Origin of the sequence: Rouxiella sp. Mn2063 (assembly GCF_049319665.1) — a bacterium.
GTDB lineage: Bacteria > Pseudomonadota > Gammaproteobacteria > Enterobacterales > Enterobacteriaceae > JBMOUD01.
The window spans coordinates 379,390-399,723 of the sequence record NZ_JBMOUD010000003.1 but is presented as its reverse complement, the minus strand read 5'-3'; the positions used below and the strand labels follow the sequence as shown (position 1 = coordinate 399,723).

The following is a 20,334-nucleotide window of genomic DNA, read 5'->3' as shown; positions in this document are numbered from 1 at the left end:
GGTAGCGACGCCATGCGGTTATTGTTTACGCTCTTTGTGCTGCTCTTTACCCAGCTGTTTCTTAATGTGGCAAATGCTTCGCCACATAAACGTATTTCCGCAGAACAACGGAAAAGCCACGTCGATCAGACAAAACCTGAAGAACGACGAAAGCGAAAAGTTGTTGCTCGCAGTACTAAGAAAACAAAATCAGCGGCAGTAAATGAGCACCATAAATCGACAACACACAGTAAGAAAGCTGGCAGCCCCAAGCTGGTTAAGCATGCGTCTACAAAGGCGGCCATAGCCAAGCATGAAAAAAACGGACACAAAAAAGAGATTAAGAGTATCACTCACTCGTTAGCGAATGAGGCGGTAACCTGCCCTACTGTGGGTAAAAAAGCGTACGGTCGTCATCACAAGCATAAAGCGGCAAGTGAAAAATGCATGCCGATTGCGATGAGCGCCGCGCATAAAAAACGCTATCAGACAGCTAAATTGACTGCGATGAACAAATTGATGCACCAAGTCGGAAAACCTTACCGCTGGGGTGGGACATCGCCGAATACTGGTTTCGATTGTAGTGGCTTAGTTTACTACGCATATAAGGATTTGATGCGTATTAAGATGCCTCGCACGGCCGATGAAATGTATCACCTGCGTGATGCAGCGCCAATCAAACGTGGTGAGTTAGAATCTGGCGACTTGGTATTCTTTAAGATTTCCAAGCGCGGTGCCGCAGACCATGTTGGTGTTTATCTTGGTAATGGTAAATTTATTCAGTCTCCTCGCACAGGTGAAGACATAAAAATCAGTTACCTTGCGGATAACTACTGGCAAGATCATTACGTAGGCGCTCGTCGGGTCATGACCCCTAAAACGATTCGTTAAATAGTCAGTTAGCTCATCTTTGATGAAGAGCATTTAACGAAGTGTTTCCGTGATAACTGAGAACACACAGTTATCGACAAGAGAATGATAATAAAATAAGGGAAATCCCATTTAGGGATTTCCCTTATTTTTTATCGCTACCCTGCTTTGGCGAAGTCAGTGCTACATTGGCAAAGTAACTAAGGCATCGGTACAGTAGTCAGCCAACAACAACGCCTAGCGACGCCCAACTCAGTGCATCACCGCAGTAAAGCTGAAGATCAAGATCATCGCCAATGCGCAAACCGTGGTGATTAAAGACATTTTTAGATTACTATCCATACATCCTCCTTTCATGATGAACGCCGAGAATACTTATAATCATAACGAGCCAAACAGACATTGGCCATACAACCAGTAGCCACATAAAGAATAGCCATACAATTATTATGCCATTGATATATTCTCATAGCCGCTACCATTTTCCTATGATCTCTAACAAAGAGCGCCATCTTCGTAGTCAGCTTAAATTTTTCTTCCACTTTTCCGCAATATAAGAGAAAATTCGCGGTTACCGCCCTGCGATGTAACGGCTGCTTATCTCAGCCCCCTTTCAGGTTCTCTGCTGAAATCAATACAAACGATTTTGCTGCGTAAAGAAATTATCGCAGTTAAATAAACGCAGGCAAACGATTAACATAATGCTAACGTGCTAGTGCACGCGGGTTCAGGAGTTATTTTTTCCATGGCAACGATTAAAGATGTCGCTAAGCGTGCTGGCGTCTCAACCACGACGGTATCGCACGTCATCAATAAAACACGTTTCGTCGCCGAAGAAACCAAGGAAGCTGTGCGGGCTGCTATTAAAGATTTGCATTATTCTCCTAGTGCCGTCGCCCGTAGTCTTAAGGTCAACAACACCAAATCAATAGGGTTATTAGCCACATCAAGCGAAGCGCCCTACTTTGCTGAAGTTATTGAAGCCGTGGAAAACAGCTGTTTTGCCAAAGGCTATACGCTAATTTTATGCAATTCGCATAACAACCTAGAGAAACAGCGTGCTTACCTCGCCATGTTGGCGCAAAAGCGTGTTGATGGCTTACTGGTAATGTGTGCTGAATATCCAGCAGAATTGCTTGGCATGTTGGAAGAATACCGCGCTATCCCGATGGTGGTCATGGATTGGGGCGAATCGCGCAATGATTTCACCGACTCCATCATTGATAACGCCTTTGACGGTGGGTATTTGGCAGGACGTTATCTTATCGAGCGTGGCCATCGCGATATCGGCGCAATACCAGGCCAACTCAATCGTAATACCGGTGGTGGGCGCTTTAATGGCTTTGTTAAAGCGCTGACAGAGGCCAATATTCCCGTACGCGACGAATGGATTGTTCAAGGCGACTTTGAGCCAGAATCTGGATATCAGGCGATGCGACAGATCCTTTCACAGAAAAACCGTCCTACCGCAGTATTCTGCGGCGGTGATGTCATGGCAATGGGCGCTATCTGTGCCGCTGATGAAATGGGATTACGGGTTCCACAGGATATTTCAGTGATTGGCTATGATAATGTGCGCAATGCCCGTTATTATTCACCGCCACTCACAACGATTCATCAGCCGAAAGAACGCTTAGGTGAGATGGCGTTTACGATGCTATTGGACCGTATTATTAATAAACGTGAAGAACAACAAACCATAGAAGTTAAGCCTAAGCTGGTTGAACGACGCTCGGTTGCTGACGGACCTTACCGAGATTATCGCCGCTAAGCTTGCCATTAATACCCCACTAAGGATGCCAGACTGGCATCCTTTTTAGTTATCACGCAGCCATTCCTGGTTCAGCGTAATACTATCGCCTAAATAGTTAAGTAGCCACGCAAGAGCGGGCGACTGATTGTTCTGATCCCAAGTTAGACAGCATGGACTTTCCGGAAAGGTATTACTTAAGGTCAATGCGGTTAGTTTGTTCTGAGCAATCCAGGGTGAGACCATATGCACTGGCATCATGCCAACACACAACCCATCGAACAAACAATCAAGCGCACAAGTCCAATCAGGTACAACCAATCGACGCTGATTATCCAATGTCCAGGTATCACGTTTGGGAAGATTCCTCGATGTGTCCTCCAGACATAATGCAGGATAATGGCGCAGACTGTCGTCGTGAAGTGTCCCAGGCATTGCCGCCAATGGGTGTGTTGGGCTGACGACACAATGCCAATCCATAAATCCCATATCGCGAAAGTTAAAACGACCGCCTGCAGGTACCGCCCGTGTCGCACCAATAGCGACATCTGCACGACCATCTACCAGAGCATCCCACACACCGTTAAAGACTTCATTATGTATAATCAGCTCGGTATCTGAAAATTCGCGATAAAAGTCTACGACTAATCGCCGGAGCCTGGCTGGCTTTACAATACGATCGACAGCTACGTTGAGTTCTCCTCGCCAACCGTTGGCAACTTGTTGGCATTGGCGACGTGTGGCATTCATTTTTTTGATAAGTGATCTTGCTTCATCAACGAAGAGCCGTCCGGCCGCGGTCAATTCAACATCACGATGTCGCCGTTCAAACAAACTAACAGCCAACCACTCTTCAAGCTGGCGGACCGTATAGCTGATGGCAGAGGGCACGCGATGAAGTTCTTGTGCTGCAGCGCTAAAACTACCGGTTCTGGCAACAGTATCAACGACATCTAATGAATATTCTGACCACATATTTACCTTCAAAATTTTTCACAACAAGCCGCAAATATTAGCATTTCACAAGTTTTTCGCCATCTATTAGACTCCCGCACTCTTCTATAATGATTCGCAGTCTCGCGTTTATCCTTTCAAAACTAATAAAGTTGGTGTCATGAAACCCTCATTTGGATTTTTATTTTATCTGGCAGGCCTGAGTATGCTGGGCTTTTTAGCCACGGATATGTACCTTCCTGCCTTCAGTGCCATGCAAAGTGAACTCAATACAACTGCCGGTGCAATTAGTACTAGTTTGAGCATTTTTTTAGCGGGATTTGCTGCCGGCCAATTGGTTTGGGGACCGTTGTCCGATCGCTGGGGCCGCAAGCCAATTTTGATTATTGGATTAGTATTATTTAGCGCGGGTTGTTTAGGCATGCTGTGGGTTGACGATATTGCATTGCTATTAGCACTAAGGTTTATCCAAGCGGTGGGCGTTTGTGCCGCAACAGTCAGCTGGCAAGCGCTGGTCGTCGATCGCTATAGCCCAAATGTTACACAGCGCACCTTTGCTACTATTATGCCGTTAGTTGCTCTCTCACCAGCCCTTGCTCCCCTGCTCGGTGCATGGACACTTAACCATTTAGATTGGCGAGCTATTTTTGCCATATTGCTGACGATAGGTGTCTTACTATTACTGACGACCCTGACGCTGAAAGAAAGTAAATCTAGTGCAAAAAATGATCAACACTCTCCAAGCCGTGGTTTTATCTCCATGCTAGGCAATCCGGCATATATCGGCAATGTGCTGATCTATTCTTCTTGCTCAGCAGGCTTCTTTGCCTGGCTAACAGGCTCACCCTTTATTCTTCACGATATGGGCTATAGTCCGTCAGTCATTGGGCTCAGCTATGTGCCACAGACTATTGCCTTCTTGGTTGGTGGTTTTGGTTGCAAGATGCTGCTCGCAAGAATCGGTGGGAAAAAACTGCTGCCTTGGCTGCTTACCGGCTACTGTATAAGCATTGTGGCGTTATATATTGTTGCACGTTTTACCGAAGCAACCTTACTAGCACTGATTATTCCATTTTGCCTGATGGCGTTGGTCAACGGAGCCTGCTATCCAATAGTGGTCGCTAATGCATTAACACTCTTCCCTGCCAACTCGGGAAAAGCCGCAGCATTGCAAAATACGCTGCAGCTAGGCTTATGCTTTATTGCCAGCATGCTAGTCTCAGCATTGATCTCACATCCGCTAATAAATACCGTAAACGTTATGCTGAGTACTATCGTTTTGGTCGGAATTGGCTATTTATTGACGATGAGAAAGGGCCTAGAAATGGCACGTAATGCTACGCAAAAAAGTGGCGAAAATGCGATCAAGGCAAAATAATTTATATACGTTATAATCACTTAAATAAGATTTAGACATGCCAAGATTTGCTATTGAGAATGCTCGGTAGCAAGCTTATACTTATTAAGATATTTACAATTACATTTTACAAGATTTTACTTGCAGTCTTTTTGGACACATTTTGTGTGCCATATTGAACGTCATGGATGACTTAACCTTAGTGAAACTAAACTAAGGTATTCTTCTTATATTTCCTTTGTTCATAGTCAAATATCAGACAAGACGGATTAACCGCCTGTTCTCATTAAAGCCTGTAAATAGCCTTCGCTTTGTTAAGCAGGTTAATAAGTCAGAAGAGAAAGTGATGGAGAAGCTATGAGTTCATCGTGTATAGAAGACCAGAGTGTGCAAGATAGTCAGTGGTACCGTATTGCACATGAAATGTTATCAATGGCTGGTATTGAAATAAATGGAACGCGCCCTTTCGATATTAAAGTAAAAAATCCTGATTTCTTTAAACGCGTTTTGCAGGAAGGCTCTTTAGGGTTGGGCGAGAGTTATATGGATGGATGGTGGGAATGTGAACGTCTCGACATTTTCTTTCATAAAGTCGTTCAAGCTGGTCTAGAAAAAAAACTCCCACATCACTTAAAAGACACGCTTCGCATCGCCGTCGCGCGACTGAGTAATTTGCAGTCTCGAAAACGTGCCTGGATAGTGGGTAAAGAGCACTATGACCTTGGCAATGATCTTTTCCGCCTGATGCTAGATCCTTATATGCAATATTCCTGTGCATATTGGAAAGAGGCAACCACGCTTGAGCAGGCTCAAGAAGCCAAACTCAAGATGATTTGCGATAAACTGCAGCTGCAACCGGGCCAACGTTTGTTGGATATTGGTTGTGGATGGGGTGGTTTAGCAGAGTACGCAGCACGACATTATGGTGTTAGCGTGTTCGGTGTAACCATTTCAGCAGAACAGCAGAAATTGGCTCAAGAACGCTGCAAAGGGTTAGATGTCACCATCCTTCTGCAAGATTATCGCGACCTTAACGATCAGTTTGACCGTGTTGTTTCTGTCGGAATGTTTGAACACGTCGGTCCTAAAAACTATCAAACCTACTTTGATGTGGTAAAGCGCAACATTAAACCGGATGGCCTTTTCCTGCTACATACTATTGGCGGTAATAAAACCGATTTAAATGTTGACCCGTGGATCAATAAATATATCTTCCCTAATGGCTGTTTGCCTTCCGTTAAACATATTGCCGACAATACTGAAGGTTTGTTTGTGATGGAAGACTGGCACAACATTGGCGCTGATTATGACCGGACGCTGATGGCGTGGTATGAACGTTTCATTGAAGCCTGGCCTCAACTCGAAGATAACTATTCCGATCGTTTCAAACGTATGTTTACTTACTATTTGAATGCTTGTGCCGGTGCTTTCCGGGCACGAGACATTCAGTTATGGCAGGTTCTACTAAGTCCGACCGGTGTTGAAGGCGGTATTCGCGTTCCACGTTAAGTCATCGATAGCATAAAATAAAAATCGGCCAACTATGGCCGATTTTTTATATCTGAAGATAAAATCCCTTCACGATAATCTCTAACGCATCGCTAATAGCTAACGTATAGCTTATGGCTGTTCTGCCAGCGCTTGCGCTGCGGCCATTGCCGCCTCACGACTGGCTAACACGCGTTCCACGGTATCAACAATCGCCTGAGTTTGCGGGTCGATTTCGATATTAATTTTATCGCCTAAACGCTTACTGCCAAGTGTCGTGCGCTCCAGAGTTTCAGGTATTAAATGTACGCAAAAACGACTGGTGGTGACTTCACCGACGGTCAAACTAATGCCATCTATTCCGATATATCCTTTGTGTAGGATATATTTCATATACTCGGCATGCGGCATACGGAACCAGACCTGGCGATTATTTTCTGATGTTTGAATCTTGGCTATTTCTGCAGTACAGATAATATGACCTGACATCAGATGCCCACCAATTTCATCATTAAAACTGGCTGCACGCTCAAGGTTAACCACGTCTCCGACGTTAAGATCACCCAGGTTGGTAAGACGTAAGGTTTCTTTGATCAAATCAAAGCTAACAAGATCCCCATTCACTTCCGTCACGGTCAGGCAACAACCGTTATGAGCAACGGATGCCCCCAGCGCCAGATTTGGCAATAACTCAGGCGGCATTTTTACTACGTGGGTACGAAAATTAGGTTTTTCATCGACAGACACCAACACACCAGTGCCCTGCACAATCCCAGTAAACATATCTGTGCCCCTTATAAAATACAGATTGCAATCATCTGAGCAGTTTGCCGCAGTTCGTAAAAAAAACCAAATGCAGATAGGTACAAAAGCACCGCCATTGGCTAAAGCTGGAGGATAAAGAGCACTATTTTATTACTCAAGCGAACGAGGTAGTATATCGACGCATCAAAAATCCCCTTTTTAACACGACTTCATCGGCCGTGTTTTCATCCAAGATCATCAACAAAATAAGGTGTGTACGTGCAGAAGTACCTTACAGAAGCGCGTAGCTTACTGGCGCTTGCGATTCCAGTCATTCTTGCCCAAGTCGCCCAAACAGCAATGGGTGTAGTCGATACTATTATGGCAGGATCCGTTAGTGCGACAGATATGGCTGCCGTCGCGGTAGGAACATCCATCTGGCTACCTGCAATACTTTTTGGCCAAGGCCTGCTGCTAGCACTAACCCCGACGATTGCTCAATTAAATGGCGCAGGGCGTCGTGAAAAAATAGGTGACCAAGTGCAGCAAGGCTTCTGGTTAGCCGCTGGCGTTTCCTTACTGGTGATGGTGGTTATTTATAATAGCGATCACATGATCGGGTTAATGCATAACATCGATCCGACACTTGAAGCCAAAGCCATTGGTTATCTGCGGGCAATTATGTGGGGCGCACCGGGCTACCTATTCTTCCAAGTATTACGTAATCAGTGCGAAGGATTATCGAAGACCAAACCAGGAATGGTGTTTGGTTTTATCGGGCTGCTGGTCAATATTCCGGTTAACTATATTTTCATTTATGGCAAATTTGGCGCCCCTGCGCTTGGCGGCGTGGGTTGTGGCGTGGCAACAGGTACCGTGTACTGGGTCATGTTTATCATGATGCGTATCTATACCAAGCGCACTTTCTCTATGAAAGATATCGTGGCTCACTCCCGTTTTGCTAAGCCGCACCTACCGACACTAAAACGCCTGACTCAGCTCGGTCTTCCCATAGCTTTGGCGCTATTTTTTGAAGTGACGTTATTCGCTATTGTTGCCTTGCTCGTTTCACCACTCGGCATCGTCGCCGTTGCCAGCCATCAGATTGCCCTTAATGTTGGCTCGTTGATGTTCGTCATCCCATTATCACTCGGTGTCGCAGCAACTATTCGTGTAGGTTCTCGCTTGGGACAAGGATTACCTGACGCAGCCAAAGTCTCCGCTTATACCAGTATATTTACCGGTATTGTGATGGCCTCGATTACCGCCCTTGTTTCGGTTATCTTCCGCGAAAATATCGTCCGGCTATACAACGAGGATCCACCCGTAGTGATCCTGGCTTCGCATCTGATGGTATTCGCCGCCTTATATCAAATCTCCGATGCGATACAGGTTATCAGTACCGGGGTGCTTCGTGGATATAAGGACACCCGCTCCATCTTCTATATCACGTTTGTCGCTTATTGGGTGCTTGGCTTACCCGTCGGGTATTTGTTGGCATTGACCAATTATTTGGTTCCAGCCATGGGCCCAAGCGGGTTCTGGTGTGGATTTATTCTCGGTCTGACATTTGCCGCGATTATGATGACACTTCGTATGCGTTGGATCCAAAAACAGCCGGCATCAATGATATTACATCGAGTTGAAAGATAACCTTTGCCGCCCCACCTGTGCTGGTGATATATCAGCCCGCACAGGGTTATATACCCCAAATAATTGGAGTTGCCTCAAGGCGGCAAGGGAATGACAAATCAGTCTGGAACTGATTTGAACAGCGCTTTGCGCTGGCCCGCAGGGTGAGCCCCAAGGACGGGGCTCATAATCCCGGTGAGCTTACGTGGGTAAGTGATTCGGGTAAGCAACCGCAGCCAACGCAGCGGCAACTTCAAGTATGATGTGTATAAATGTTTAAAAAAACAACGTAATGACTACTCGCGCAGCAATCAAACGCGATATGTCATGAAAATGCATTTTTTCCCTTGCCAGCAATCGGGTAGGTCGTTAATATTCGTCCCCGCTGCTGCCACTGGCAGAAAGAAATACGATGCGTCCGTAGCTCAGTTGGTTAGAGCACCACCTTGACATGGTGGGGGTCGGTGGTTCGAGTCCACTCGGACGCACCAATGCAATACACTCTCTCTTTTATCCTAAAAGTTACTTGTTAAATTCCCGCTTAGTTCTAGCTTCAGATATCTCCTAGTCAAAATATCAAACTTAATCTTAATCACGCTTTCCTTTTATCGCTCTAGATAGTTATGACCTGCCGCCAGAGCGCGTGAGCCGTGCTGTCAGCATTTCGGCTTAAAAATTAGTCACCTTCTCATCCATTTGCGCAACAACTAAGAATTAGTTACCTAAAGCTTGCGCAGCTATACACTTTTTGTTTTGTTTCACGGCCATTAACCCTCTATACTATGCAACATAAATCCGGCATAGCCCTTTCTATCGAATGGATTCAGCCTCTTGATTTGTCGATATTGTCATTATAAAAGTTCTTCTACACTCGCAACGATTAATCATCGTCAAAGCTGCTATGCCTTTGTCGAACGCAACATCACAGTTGCTTCCAACTCATCTTTTTTTAGTAATGTTTTGCTTCACTCAACCAGGTTTCCACCCAATTCTGCGCCAGCGGCTTCGCTGCCTAGCGCCCTCTTTCCAATCCATCACAACTTGTAGATAAAACGTCATGAAAAAGACTAAGATCGTTTGTACTATCGGTCCAAAAACCGAATCTGAAGAAATGTTGACCCGTCTGCTTGATGCAGGCATGAATGTTATGCGTTTGAACTTCTCTCACGGTGATTACGAAGAACACGGCCGCCGTATCAAAAATATCCGTAATGTTATGGCAGCAACCGGCCACAAAGCCGCTATTCTGCTGGACACCAAAGGCCCAGAAATCCGCACCATCAAACTCGAAGGCGGTAAAGATGCACCGCTGGTTGCAGGACAGACATTCGTATTCACTACCGATCAGAGCGTTGTAGGTAACAGCGAGCGCGTTGCTGTGACTTATGCCGGTTTTGCTAACGATCTGAAAGTGGGTAATACCGTGCTGGTTGATGATGGCCTGATCGGTATGGAAGTGATTGAAGTTACCGAAAAAGAAGTCGTTTGTAAGGTACTGAACAACGGTGACCTGGGCGAGAACAAAGGCGTTAACTTGCCTGGTGTTTCTATCGCTCTGCCAGCTCTGGCAGAAAAAGATAAGCAAGACCTGATCTTCGGTTGTGAGCAAGGCGTTGATTTCGTTGCTGCGTCCTTTATCCGTAAACGTTCTGACGTGGTAGAGATCCGTGAACATCTGAAAGCTCATGGCGGCGAACATATCCAGATCATCTCTAAAATCGAAAACCAAGAAGGCATGAACAACTTCGACGAAATCCTCGAAGCTTCTGACGGCATCATGGTTGCACGCGGCGATTTGGGTGTTGAGATCCCAGTAGAAGAAGTGATCTTCGCACAGAAAATGATGATCGAGAAATGTAACCGCGCACGCAAAGTGGTTATCACTGCGACTCAAATGCTCGATTCGATGATCAAAAACCCGCGCCCTACTCGTGCAGAAGCGGGCGACGTTGCTAACGCCATCATCGATGGCACCGATGCTGTTATGCTTTCTGGTGAAAGCGCTAAAGGTAAATATCCTTTGGAAGCCGTGACCATCATGGCGACCATCTGTGAGCGTACTGACCGCGTGATGAACAGCCGCATCGACAGCTTGAACGATAATCGTAAAATGCGCATCACTGAAGCAGTTTGCCGCGGTGCAGTAGAAACTGCCGAGAAACTGGATGCTCCATTGATCGTCGTTGCTACTAGCGGCGGTAAATCTGCAAAATCCGTTCGCAAATACTTCCCGCACGCTACCATCCTGGCTTTGACTACCAATGAAGTTACCGCCCGTCAGCTAATCCTGACCAAAGGTGTTAATACCCAACTGGTTAAAGAAATTGCCTCAACAGACGATTTCTATCGCATTGGTAAAGAAGCTGCGCTGGCTAGCGGTTTCGCACAAAAAGGCGACGTAGTGGTCATGGTTTCTGGCGCATTAGTACAAAGCGGCACGACTAACACTGCTTCTGTACATGTTGTCTAACTGATTCCCAGCGATTCAGCTTTTAAAACGCCGCTTATGCGGCGTTTTTTTTATCTTATCCTTCCTTAAAGCAAATCTTTTAAAATTTTAGGATATTCTGTAAATGGGACTACTCCCATGGAATAAGCCTGTTTTAGCTACTTTTTTTTAAGATTTGTGTAAAAAAAGATGCTTCTTTGAGCGAACGAACAAATTTAAGCATTTACCGATAAAAAATTATTCTCATTAGAAAATGGTTTGTGTAATACTTGTAAGGCTACATGGAGATTAACTTAATCTAGAGGGTTTTATAATGAATCGCACTAAATTGGTATTGGGCGCAGTAGTTTTGGCTTCTACTCTGCTGGCTGGTTGTTCAAGCAACGCTAAAATCGACCAACTGTCTTCAGACGTTTCAACTTTGAACTCTAAAGTTGACCAACTGAGCAACGACGTGAACGCAATCCGTTCTGACGTTCAAGCAGCTAAAGACGACGCAGCACGTGCTAACCAACGTCTTGACAACCAAGCTCACGCTTACAAGAAGTAATATTTACTTCTCATAATAAAATGGCGCACATTGTGCGCCATTTTTTTTATCTAAAGACTCTTTCACAATATTGTACTTTTCCCTGATGCCGCCCTACAAAACGTCCTGTAACGGCTGTAGGCTGCATACAGAGATAAAGTCACCTTGCCATAACTCTATCCTATTAAAACAGCCTACACTGCGTTCTAGACGTTTTAGTCCGCATTCGCGCTTACGGGTACCGCGAATGAAATTTTTTGCGATGCCGCAGCAACATCCACTTCTGCGGTCCCCACGTTGACTAACACCGGCATCCCAGAGCGTCGGGTAATCGCTTGAGTCATAACCTCTTTATCGGTTTCTTTATTGCCCTCAAACGCTTTGATGGCACGAGTTAACACGATAAGCATTGTTTGAGGATCATCTTTTTCCGTGCGAGAGAGCGGCTGGTGCACTTCAACATAGCGTTTACCATCAGGCTCAATAGCAAATTTAATCGGCTGGTTGATCACCTGCACCCGCGTCCCTTTCGGCACACTTTTAAATAGCGCTTCGATATCATCAGGGCGTAAACGGATACAACCGGAGCTGACGCGCATGCCAATGCCGAAATTAGCATTGGTACCATGGATCAAGTAATGTCCTTGCCCCTGCGCTAAACGCATGGCGAATAGCCCCATCGGATTATCAGGCCCCGCAGGAACAACGCCAGGTAAAGTAATACCGTCTTTGAGGTAGGCTTTGCGAATATTAACTGTAGGAGTCCAGGTTGGATTAGGGATTTTTTGACTCACGGAGGTGATCATTTCCGGCGTATTGCGCCCTAATTGACCGATACCGATAGGATAAACAATAACCGTGCCACTATCTTTGGGGTAGTAGTATAGACGCAGTTCCGCAAGGTTGATGACAATACCTTCACGTTTTGTATCCGGCAAGAGCATCTGACTTGGGATGGTCAGTACAGTTCCGGCTTTCGGTAACAGCGGGTCAACACCGGGGTTCGCCTCCAACATCGCGATGAGGCCGATTTTATACTTCGCGGCTACCGCCTCTAGCGGTTTGCCATCATCAGGCACGGTGTAAGTGGTGTTTTCGCCAATCAATCGACTATCTTTCTCAGGCAGAGGATATTCTGTCGCCTGAGTCGCCATCGAGACTACTACAAGCAACAATGCCGTCATCATTGCCATTAATTTTGCTGAAAATTTCATACTACGCCCCATTCATCTGGTTTATCAGAATCTCTGAATTCAGAGGTCATCAGCAAAGCTGATGAGGTCCATACCGATATCCTGCAAGACAAAGACTAGTCAGGCAATAAAAATCAAGACGTTACAAATCACCTCATTAATAACGCATATTCAGAATAAGTTGCAGTTAACACATTGAAAAAATAGAAGTAAAAGGCTTACAAAGGGAGTGGGTTAACTTCTGTTGTTACCCATTCGCGGAAAAATCCTAACGGGTAACAACAAAAGATCGCCATTAAAGCTTAGACGAGTTGAGCAGCTTTATTACGAATAGCGCGGATCATCGCTTCCAATCCCTGTGAACGGGATGGCGTCAGATGCTGGCTTAATTCTAGTTCGGTAAAGAAAGGACGGACATCAAGGTCTATCACTTGTTGCGCAGATAACCCGTGATACACACTGAATACAATAGCTAATAATCCTTTAACGATAGCCGCGTCGCTATCACCTAAGAAGTTTAGTGTCCCGTCTTGTGTTTTGTTCATCACAATCCACACCTGACTCTGGCATCCTGAGATCAGGTTCTGATCCTTGCGATGCTCATCACTCAGTGGGTCAAGCTGTGCACCAAGTTCAATCACATACAGATATTTTTCTTCCCAGTTTGGGCAACGGGAAAAATTACGTACAAGTTTTTGCTTATCTGGCAACGTTGCCATAAAACCATCCAAAATAACGTCTTATCTAACCAATAAACACCAAGATACCCGCGTAACTTAACCTAATAGTTGGCTAATACGCTTCAAGCCAGCCACTAAACGGTCGACTTCATCACGGGTGTTATACATTGCTAATGATGCACGGCACATTGACGGCACGCCAAAAAATGACATCAATGGCATCGCACAATGATGTCCGGTGCGAATAGCAATACCATATTGGTCGAGGAAGCTACCAACATCATAAGCATGGTGTTTACCCAAATTGAAGGCGATCACACCCGCACGATTAGCTGGACCATAAATCTGAATACCAGGCACCTGCGCAAGTTCAGCCAAAGCGTATTGCATCAGTTCCTGCTCATACTCATGGATGGCATCAAGTCCCAACGCATTCACATAGTCGATTGCCGCGCCAAGCCCCATCATGCCACCGGTATTCGGTGAACCGGCCTCAAAACGCCAAGGTGCTTTAGCGAAAGTTGTCCCTTCGGTTAGGCTGACGTGTTTGATCATCGAACCGCCGCCTTCCCAAGGTGGCATCTGATCCAGCAATGCGGCCTTACCGTATAACACGCCGATGCCGGTAGGACCATAAAGCTTATGGCCAGAGAATACGTAGAAATCGCAATCCAGCGCCTGTACATCCACTTTATGATGCATTACCGCCTGAGCACCATCAATCAACACCGTTAATCCTGCTGCTTTAGCCTTAGGAATAATGGTTTCAATTGGATTAACCGTACCAAGAACGTTGGAAACATGCGCTAATGCTAGTAATTTCGTCTGCGGGGTAATTAACGAGTCAAACAGGGAAAGGTCTAACTCCCCTTCTGGCGTCAATTTCCAAACATCGATATGCAACCCACGCTCTTTGGCAATCATCTGCCAAGGAACGATATTCGCGTGGTGTTCCATCTCAGAGATAATGATGCGATCGCCCGGAGAAAGCAGCGTGCGGCCAAACGTATTGGCGACGAGATTAATCGCTTCAGTCGTGCCTTTGACGAAAACAATTTCTTCCGCAGAAGCTGCGTGAATGAAATCCGCCACCTGGACACGCACATTTTCCATCTGTTCGGTCGCTTCAGCACTCAACGTGTGAATGCCGCGGTGAACCGCGGCATAACCGTGCTGGTAGAATTCAACTTCACGCTCAATGACCTGACGTGGCTTCTGCGCGCTGGCTGCGCTATCAAGATAAGCCAACGGCTTACCTTGCACTTCACGGCTCAGGACAGGGAAATCAGCACGAACTCTTTCCAGTGGAAAACTCATTTATTTACCTCGATTTAATCGAGCGGCAATGCGCGCAATAACGATTTCACGCAAGGATTCATTAGCAACCGATTCAGTCAATTCAGCCGCAAAAGCAAAGATGATCATGTGTTGTGCATCTTCACCGCTGATACCGCGCGCGCGCAGATAGAACAGTTGCTCGTCGTCAATGCGACCTACGGTAGCACCGTGGCTACATTTGACGTCATCAGCATAGATCTCTAACTGTGGTTTGGTATCAACTTCAGCCTGTTTGCTCAATAACAAATTGTTATTGGTCATTTGACCGTCGGTCTTCAGCGCATGCTTAGCGACTTTGATCATACCGTTGAACACCGCTTTAGCACGATCGTTAACGATCACTTTGTGCAACTGGCGGCTCTCGCAATAACCTTTGTTGTGCTCAAGGTAAGTACGGGTATCACAAATATCACCATCGATTGGCAATACCAGGCTATTCATCTGCAGCTGAGTATTTTCACCGTTCAACTGCGCGCTGGTATTGTGTCGAGTCAGGCCTGCACCGAGCAAGAAACTGTGGCTAGAGACACGAGCATCGCGGCCAATGATCAAATCATTATGCGCAAAATGGAAGCTCGACTGGCTTTCAAACGCCAGCTTGTAATGCGTGAAATCAGCATTATCACCAATGTTCGCGGTCAAACGTGCGCCGGTAAAATGACCATGATCATTTTGACTAACATAGTGCTCAATGACTTGCGCATTAGCACCGCTCTCAATAGAAAGATGATAGCGATGATGAGCAGTATTCACTTCACGTACTTTTTCGCGACCGCTGCTAATGTGTAACAAATACAGCGGTTTTTCGGCCTGTTTGCCCGCCGCTAAACGAATCACTAAGCCATCTTGTGCCAGGCTTTCGGTCAGATGTAGAAACACTTCTGATTCGATTGCTTCTGGCAGCGTTTGTCGGGTCGCTGGACGTAAGGTTTCTACTTCAAACTCACCAGTTTGTGTATCGCTCAGCGCGGCATCAAAACGCCCGTCAACAAACACTAAGCGGTAAACGTCCAACGGCAAAGCAAACGCCTGCAGCTGTTCAGCGGTAATAGCCTGTTTCTCTGGGGCGAAGAACTGGTTGCCCAGCAATGAAGAAACCGGCGTATATTTCCAGTTTTCCAACTTAGCGTGTGGAAAACCTAAGCGTAAAACCTGTTGCCAGTGATTGTGGCTGTGCAAAGATTGCTCGCCACCCGCGCTTTCAAACAGACGGTAGAACTGCTGCATCGCATGAGAGCTACCGGCTGCTGGTGCATTACTCTTGCTCGGTAAGCCAGCCATAACCCTGCTCCTCTAACTGTTTAACCAAGCTAAAATCACCGGATTTGACAATACGGCCCTGCCACAACACATGCACGTAGTCAGGCTTGATATAGTCGAGGATACGTTGGTAGTGGGTAACAATGATGAAAGAGCGCTTACCATCACGCAGCGCATTCACGCCATTAGAAACGATTTTCAGCGCATCGATGTCCAGACCGGAGTCGGTTTCATCAAGAATACACAGGCTTGGCTCTAATGCGGCCATCTGCAGGATGTCGTTACGTTTTTTCTCACCACCAGAGAAACCGACGTTAACAGAACGCGTCAGCAAATCTTCTGGCATTTTCAGCAAGGAGATTTTTTCTTCGATGAAATCTGAAAAATCGAAACGGTCCATTGGCGGCTGTTCACGGTATTTACGCACAGCGTTGACAGCGGTTTGCAAGAAGAAATGGTTGCTGACGCCAGGGATCTCAACTGGATACTGGAAAGCCATAAACACGCCTTCGCCAGCACGATCTTCTGGGTCAAGCTCGAGTAAGTCTTTGCCATTGAAGACCACTTCACCGTCGGTGACTTCATAATCTTCACGGCCAGCTAACGTTGCAGAGAGCGTACTTTTTCCTGAGCCATTCGGGCCCATGATTGCGTGTACTTCACCCGGTTTGATCTCGAGATTCAGCCCTTTCAGGATTTCCTTCTCTTCAACACGGACCTTTAAATTCTTGATGCTTAACATGTGTATCCTTCGTTTGTGCCTGTGCGCACTTAATTCTGTTGTACTTAAACTTGTGCTGTGTGCTTAAGCGGGCTTATCAGCCGATTGGGCATTACCCAACACTGTGCTCAAGACTAATGGCCAGAAGTTTTTGTGCCTCAACGGCGAACTCTAGCGGCAGCTCAGAAAAGACGTCTTTACAGAAACCATTTACGATCATTGAAATAGCATCGTCTTCGCTAATTCCGCGTTGTAAACAGTAGAACAGTTGATCATCACCAATCTTGGAAGTGGTCGCTTCATGTTCGAGCTGCGCGCTGCTGTTACGCACTTCCACATAAGGGAAGGTATGGGCGGCGCTATCTGGCCCGATCAACATGGAGTCACACTGGGTAAAGTTACGAGCATTCTCGGCAGAAGGCAGGATTTTAACCAATCCACGATAGCTGTTCTGGCTATGGCCGGCAGAAATCCCTTTAGAGATGATGGTCGATTTAGTGTTTTTACCGATGTGGATCATTTTGGTGCCGGTATCAGCCTGTTGCTTACCGCTGGTCAATGCCACCGAGAAGAACTCACCAATTGAGTTATCACCTTTGAGGATCACGCTTGGATATTTCCAGGTAATCGCCGAGCCGGTTTCAGATTGAGTCCAAGACATTTTAGAGCCTGCACCTTCACACAACGCACGTTTGGTGACGAAGTTAAGGATACCGCCGCTGCTGTCTTTGCTCCCAGAGAACCAGTTTTGTACCGTTGAATATTTCACTTCCGCATCTTTATGCAGAATCACTTCAACTACCGCAGCGTGCAATTGATAGCTATCACGCACGGGCGCAGAACAGCCTTCAATGTAGCTGACATAGCTGCCTTCATCGGCAATCAGTATTGTACGTTCAAACTGGCCGGTTTTTGCTGCATTGATACGGAAATAAGTCGACAGTTCCATTGGGCAACGAACGCCCTTAGGGACATAAACAAAGGTACCATCGGAGGCAACTGCCGCGTTTAGCGCCGCAAAGAAGTTATCTTCTGCCGGAACGACCGTACCGAGGTATTTACGCACCAAATCAGGGTATTCATGAATGGCTTCGCCGAATGAGCAGAAAATGACGCCTGACTCAGACAGCTTTTCACGATAGGTAGTGGATACCGATACGGAGTCGAAAATGGCATCAACTGCCACTTCTTTACCTTCACGAACCGGAACGCCAAGCTGTTCAAAGGCTTTTTCTACTTCGCTGGTCAGGTAGTTGTTTTCAGCTGGCGGTTGTTGAGTCGCACCAGGCTGTGAGCCACAGCTATCATCACAGCTTCCACAAGATGGTGCGGAATAATAGCTGTAATCTTGATAGTCCAACGGGGTGTAGTTGGCTTTAAGCCAGTGTGGCTCTTCCATTTTCAGCCATGCATGGTAAGCCTGCAGACGGAACTCCAGCATCCACTCAGGCTCATTGCGTTTTGCAGAAATGGCTCGCACGACATCTTCATTGATGCCGGACGCAAGTTCATCGGTTGCCAATTGAGTAAAGAAACCTTCTTTATACTTGGTCTCTTCGCCGACCCAAGACTGCACGCTGTCTGGAATTTCTACGTTGCTTCGTGACATGTTGGTTACATCGCTTCGTTACATTGCACTTACAGGCCAAAGCTTTCACCACACCCACAGGCATGTTGAGCTTTAGGATTATTAAATTTGAAAATCTGGTTCAGCCCTTCACGGACGTAATCAACTTCGGTTCCGTCAATGAAAGGCATGGCCTTCAGCGGAACAAAAAGTTGGGCACCATTGTGCTCGAAAACCAGATCGTCGGCCGCTGGGTTCTTTGTTAAGTCAAGAACATAAGCAAAGCCAGCACAACCAGATTCTTTTACCGATAACTGTAGCCCTTTTACTTGTGGGTCTTGAGTCATCAACGTCTTCACTTGCTTGGCAGCGGGATCAGTGAGAGTGACGCCTTGCCATACATTATCTTCTAGTGAGAACGTGCCAATAGTTTCGGTTTGCATCTGTCTTACCTCACATCTTCTAGTTAATAGACAAGACCTATTGCCCTATTCTAGTGATTACACTACTCACTTCAACCTCTTGTTTTAAGAGGGTATAGCGATAGATGGTCCTGAATGTATTTCTTTGTATCAATAACAACCTCTGGAGTATTGCCAGCGATTGTTCGATACCTTCATCAACTGATTGAATAGTTTGTCAATTTTTTGTTAAAAATTGACAAACCAGTGACAAACTTGCTTGCACTGCCACTGCTCATTTTGTCCAATTAAAACATTCATCGGAAATACCTATTTATGAATTTAGAGCCATCTATATTCATAAAGCTCTTTTTGTTGTATAACCATACAAAAGAAATGGTTAAAAAAGACCAATGAAAGCGTTGATTCGATGCTCTATTACCCATATGATGCTTTTCAATGTGATAATAATTCTCATTCAATTGGAATGATGCAATGGTTCAATCGATCAACGCGTGGCTGCAACATAAAATTGACGAATATAAATTCACTATTCGCGATGCAACCGTAGATTTCTATTTGGCGCAAGCGGCACTGCAACGTGAAGAAGCTGATATCGGTCAACTCAAACGTTACAACAATATCAGTCTCGACATGGCCAATTTGTGTCTACAAAATGGTGACGATCACAGTTATTTGCATGCGCTAAGCAAACTTCATAACCGATTGATTCTCGAAATAAATAGCCCTCATAGGAAAGATTTATTTCGTGTGCAAAGCTATCACTTTGCGCGACACACGCTAAAACTCATCTGCCAATATTATGCCATGATGGGTATTTGGGAGAAAGCCACCGCCTTCCAAACTGACTTTGTTAAGCGTGTCCCCTTCCAGCTCTAAGACTAATTCTAATTCACTCTCGATAAAAAAAATATAAAAAGGGCGGAACAACACGCGTTCTCCGCCCCTTATTACATCTTTCGTATGATAAACAATCAGATCACAGTTCAATGACCGCTGTCGTTAAACGTGAAATACAGCATAGATGCTGCTCCTGATCGAAAATCTCGATCTGCCACACTTGGTTACGGCGTCCAACGTGTAATGCCCGGCACACGCCACGCACGTTGCCACTGCGCGCTGAGCGAATGTGGTTAGCATTGATCTCAATCCCTACCACATGCTGTTCACCTTGCGTACACAAATATCCCGCCATCGAGCCTAACGTCTCGGCCAGCACAACAGAAGCCCCGCCGTGCAGTAAGCCAAACGGCTGCGTAGTACGAGAATCAACGGGCATCGTGGCTTCAATATGATCTTCCGCTAACAACGTAAACTCAATGCCAACGTGCGCGACCATACATTGCTGACTGCGCTGATTAAGTTGTTCCAACGTCGTTTCGCGTTTCCAGAGTGACATAT

The 20,334-nt window shown here is 46.0% G+C and carries 19 protein-coding genes and 1 tRNA gene; 9 read left to right on the top strand and 11 right to left on the bottom strand.

All coding sequences use genetic code 11. The features are described 5' to 3' along the window. Window positions 1-12 precede the first annotated feature (12 nt). Window positions 13-870 (top strand): C40 family peptidase, encoded by an 858-nt coding sequence (locus tag ACL9RG_RS07260; protein ID WP_422791978.1) that lies wholly within the window; start codon window positions 13-15, stop codon window positions 868-870. A 231-nt stretch (window positions 871-1,101) separates the two neighbouring features. Here ACL9RG_RS07260 and ACL9RG_RS07255 read toward each other — a convergent pair whose 3' ends face one another. Next, window positions 1,102-1,191 carry a YnhF family membrane protein gene (locus ACL9RG_RS07255; protein ID WP_422791920.1) on the bottom strand — a complete coding sequence of 30 codons (90 nt, stop codon included), beginning with the start codon at window positions 1,189-1,191 and terminating at the stop codon, window positions 1,102-1,104. A 403-nt stretch (window positions 1,192-1,594) separates the two neighbouring features. Between ACL9RG_RS07255 and purR the strand changes: the two genes are divergently transcribed. Next, window positions 1,595-2,620 (top strand): HTH-type transcriptional repressor PurR, encoded by a 1,026-nt coding sequence (gene purR / locus ACL9RG_RS07250; RefSeq protein WP_422791919.1) that lies wholly within the window; start codon window positions 1,595-1,597, stop codon window positions 2,618-2,620. 45 nt (window positions 2,621-2,665) lie between these two features. Here the strand turns inward: purR and punR are convergent, their stop codons facing one another. After that, on the bottom strand, window positions 2,666-3,574 hold the full coding sequence (punR, locus tag ACL9RG_RS07245) for a DNA-binding transcriptional activator PunR (protein WP_422791918.1): 909 nt from the start codon (window positions 3,572-3,574) through the stop codon (window positions 2,666-2,668). Between the two features lie 139 nt (window positions 3,575-3,713). Between punR and punC the strand changes: the two genes are divergently transcribed. Beyond that, window positions 3,714-4,931, top strand: a complete 1,218-nt coding sequence (gene punC / locus ACL9RG_RS07240) for a purine nucleoside transporter PunC (RefSeq protein ID WP_422791917.1) — start codon at window positions 3,714-3,716, stop codon at window positions 4,929-4,931. A 336-nt stretch (window positions 4,932-5,267) separates the two neighbouring features. Continuing rightward, window positions 5,268-6,419, top strand: a complete 1,152-nt coding sequence (gene cfa / locus ACL9RG_RS07235) for a cyclopropane fatty acyl phospholipid synthase (protein ID WP_422791916.1) — start codon at window positions 5,268-5,270, stop codon at window positions 6,417-6,419. Window positions 6,420-6,530: 111 nt separating this feature from the next. On the opposite strand, the gene ACL9RG_RS07230 is transcribed toward cfa, so the two are convergent. Then, window positions 6,531-7,181, bottom strand: coding sequence for a riboflavin synthase subunit alpha (locus ACL9RG_RS07230; RefSeq protein ID WP_422791915.1), 651 nt, complete (start codon window positions 7,179-7,181; stop codon window positions 6,531-6,533). Window positions 7,182-7,421: 240 nt separating this feature from the next. On the opposite strand from ACL9RG_RS07230, the gene ACL9RG_RS07225 reads away from it, so the two are divergent. The 4 genes from ACL9RG_RS07225 to ACL9RG_RS07210 all read left to right on the top strand — a co-directional run bounded on the left by ACL9RG_RS07225 (window position 7,422) and on the right by ACL9RG_RS07210 (window position 11,773). Further along, a complete protein-coding gene (locus tag ACL9RG_RS07225) occupies window positions 7,422-8,795 on the top strand; it encodes an MATE family efflux transporter (protein WP_422791914.1) in 1,374 nt (457 codons plus the stop codon). Between the two features lie 393 nt (window positions 8,796-9,188). Further along, window positions 9,189-9,265 (top strand) — tRNA-Val (locus tag ACL9RG_RS07220). A 566-nt stretch (window positions 9,266-9,831) separates the two neighbouring features. Then, window positions 9,832-11,244: a pyruvate kinase PykF gene (pykF, locus tag ACL9RG_RS07215; RefSeq protein WP_422791913.1), complete on the top strand. Its 1,413-nt coding sequence runs from the start codon at window positions 9,832-9,834 to the stop codon at window positions 11,242-11,244. Window positions 11,245-11,536: 292 nt separating this feature from the next. Further along, complete coding sequence (locus ACL9RG_RS07210; RefSeq protein ID WP_422791912.1) at window positions 11,537-11,773, top strand: major outer membrane lipoprotein; 237 nt, start codon at window positions 11,537-11,539, stop codon at window positions 11,771-11,773. 194 nt (window positions 11,774-11,967) lie between these two features. Here ACL9RG_RS07210 and ACL9RG_RS07205 read toward each other — a convergent pair whose 3' ends face one another. The 7 genes from ACL9RG_RS07205 to sufA all read right to left on the bottom strand — a co-directional run bounded on the left by ACL9RG_RS07205 (window position 11,968) and on the right by sufA (window position 18,954). Beyond that, the gene (locus tag ACL9RG_RS07205) at window positions 11,968-12,966 is read right to left on the bottom strand and encodes a L,D-transpeptidase family protein (protein ID WP_422791911.1); all 999 of its coding nucleotides are present in this window, start codon (window positions 12,964-12,966) and stop codon (window positions 11,968-11,970) included. 281 nt (window positions 12,967-13,247) lie between these two features. After that, window positions 13,248-13,664 carry a cysteine desulfuration protein SufE gene (sufE, locus tag ACL9RG_RS07200; RefSeq protein WP_422791910.1) on the bottom strand — a complete coding sequence of 139 codons (417 nt, stop codon included), beginning with the start codon at window positions 13,662-13,664 and terminating at the stop codon, window positions 13,248-13,250. A gap of 57 nt (window positions 13,665-13,721) precedes the next feature. Next, on the bottom strand, window positions 13,722-14,942 hold the full coding sequence (gene sufS / locus ACL9RG_RS07195; RefSeq protein ID WP_422791909.1) for a cysteine desulfurase SufS: 1,221 nt from the start codon (window positions 14,940-14,942) through the stop codon (window positions 13,722-13,724). Then, window positions 14,943-16,244 (bottom strand): Fe-S cluster assembly protein SufD, encoded by a 1,302-nt coding sequence (gene sufD / locus ACL9RG_RS07190; protein ID WP_422791908.1) that lies wholly within the window; start codon window positions 16,242-16,244, stop codon window positions 14,943-14,945. After that, complete coding sequence (gene sufC / locus ACL9RG_RS07185; RefSeq protein ID WP_422791907.1) at window positions 16,219-16,965, bottom strand: Fe-S cluster assembly ATPase SufC; 747 nt, start codon at window positions 16,963-16,965, stop codon at window positions 16,219-16,221. The genes sufD and sufC overlap by 26 nt, the downstream gene beginning before the upstream one ends. Window positions 16,966-17,056: 91 nt before the next feature. Further along, a complete protein-coding gene (sufB, locus tag ACL9RG_RS07180; protein ID WP_422791906.1) occupies window positions 17,057-18,553 on the bottom strand; it encodes a Fe-S cluster assembly protein SufB in 1,497 nt (498 codons plus the stop codon). A gap of 29 nt (window positions 18,554-18,582) precedes the next feature. Further along, entirely contained in the window at window positions 18,583-18,954 is a 372-nt protein-coding gene (sufA, locus tag ACL9RG_RS07175; protein WP_422791905.1) for a Fe-S cluster assembly scaffold SufA, read from the bottom strand. Between the two features lie 453 nt (window positions 18,955-19,407). Here sufA and ACL9RG_RS07170 point away from each other — a divergent pair, with 453 nt between their 5' ends. Then, window positions 19,408-19,812, top strand: coding sequence for a hypothetical protein (locus tag ACL9RG_RS07170; RefSeq protein WP_422791904.1), 405 nt, complete (start codon window positions 19,408-19,410; stop codon window positions 19,810-19,812). Between the two features lie 100 nt (window positions 19,813-19,912). Here the strand turns inward: ACL9RG_RS07170 and ACL9RG_RS07165 are convergent, their stop codons facing one another. Then, on the bottom strand, window positions 19,913-20,332 hold the full coding sequence (locus ACL9RG_RS07165; protein ID WP_422791903.1) for a hotdog fold thioesterase: 420 nt from the start codon (window positions 20,330-20,332) through the stop codon (window positions 19,913-19,915). Window positions 20,333-20,334: the final 2 nt, after the last annotated feature.

What these genes read in the sequence shown, in the direction of transcription:
- ACL9RG_RS07260 (WP_422791978.1), top strand. Translation starts at nt 13, where the DNA reads ATGCGGTTATTGTTTACGCTCTTTGTGCTGCTCTTTACCCAGCTGTTT.
- ACL9RG_RS07255 (WP_422791920.1), bottom strand. Translation starts at nt 1,191, where the DNA reads ATGGATAGTAATCTAAAAATGTCTTTAATCACCACGGTTTGCGCATTG.
- purR (WP_422791919.1), top strand. Translation starts at nt 1,595, where the DNA reads ATGGCAACGATTAAAGATGTCGCTAAGCGTGCTGGCGTCTCAACCACG.
- punR (WP_422791918.1), bottom strand. Translation starts at nt 3,574, where the DNA reads ATGTGGTCAGAATATTCATTAGATGTCGTTGATACTGTTGCCAGAACC.
- punC (WP_422791917.1), top strand. Translation starts at nt 3,714, where the DNA reads ATGAAACCCTCATTTGGATTTTTATTTTATCTGGCAGGCCTGAGTATG.
- cfa (WP_422791916.1), top strand. Translation starts at nt 5,268, where the DNA reads ATGAGTTCATCGTGTATAGAAGACCAGAGTGTGCAAGATAGTCAGTGG.
- ACL9RG_RS07230 (WP_422791915.1), bottom strand. Translation starts at nt 7,181, where the DNA reads ATGTTTACTGGGATTGTGCAGGGCACTGGTGTGTTGGTGTCTGTCGAT.
- pykF (WP_422791913.1), top strand. Translation starts at nt 9,832, where the DNA reads ATGAAAAAGACTAAGATCGTTTGTACTATCGGTCCAAAAACCGAATCT.
- ACL9RG_RS07210 (WP_422791912.1), top strand. Translation starts at nt 11,537, where the DNA reads ATGAATCGCACTAAATTGGTATTGGGCGCAGTAGTTTTGGCTTCTACT.
- ACL9RG_RS07205 (WP_422791911.1), bottom strand. Translation starts at nt 12,966, where the DNA reads ATGAAATTTTCAGCAAAATTAATGGCAATGATGACGGCATTGTTGCTT.
- sufE (WP_422791910.1), bottom strand. Translation starts at nt 13,664, where the DNA reads ATGGCAACGTTGCCAGATAAGCAAAAACTTGTACGTAATTTTTCCCGT.
- sufS (WP_422791909.1), bottom strand. Translation starts at nt 14,942, where the DNA reads ATGAGTTTTCCACTGGAAAGAGTTCGTGCTGATTTCCCTGTCCTGAGC.
- sufD (WP_422791908.1), bottom strand. Translation starts at nt 16,244, where the DNA reads ATGGCTGGCTTACCGAGCAAGAGTAATGCACCAGCAGCCGGTAGCTCT.
- sufC (WP_422791907.1), bottom strand. Translation starts at nt 16,965, where the DNA reads ATGTTAAGCATCAAGAATTTAAAGGTCCGTGTTGAAGAGAAGGAAATC.
- sufB (WP_422791906.1), bottom strand. Translation starts at nt 18,553, where the DNA reads ATGTCACGAAGCAACGTAGAAATTCCAGACAGCGTGCAGTCTTGGGTC.
- sufA (WP_422791905.1), bottom strand. Translation starts at nt 18,954, where the DNA reads ATGCAAACCGAAACTATTGGCACGTTCTCACTAGAAGATAATGTATGG.
- ACL9RG_RS07170 (WP_422791904.1), top strand. Translation starts at nt 19,408, where the DNA reads ATGGTTCAATCGATCAACGCGTGGCTGCAACATAAAATTGACGAATAT.
- ACL9RG_RS07165 (WP_422791903.1), bottom strand. Translation starts at nt 20,332, where the DNA reads ATGTCACTCTGGAAACGCGAAACGACGTTGGAACAACTTAATCAGCGC.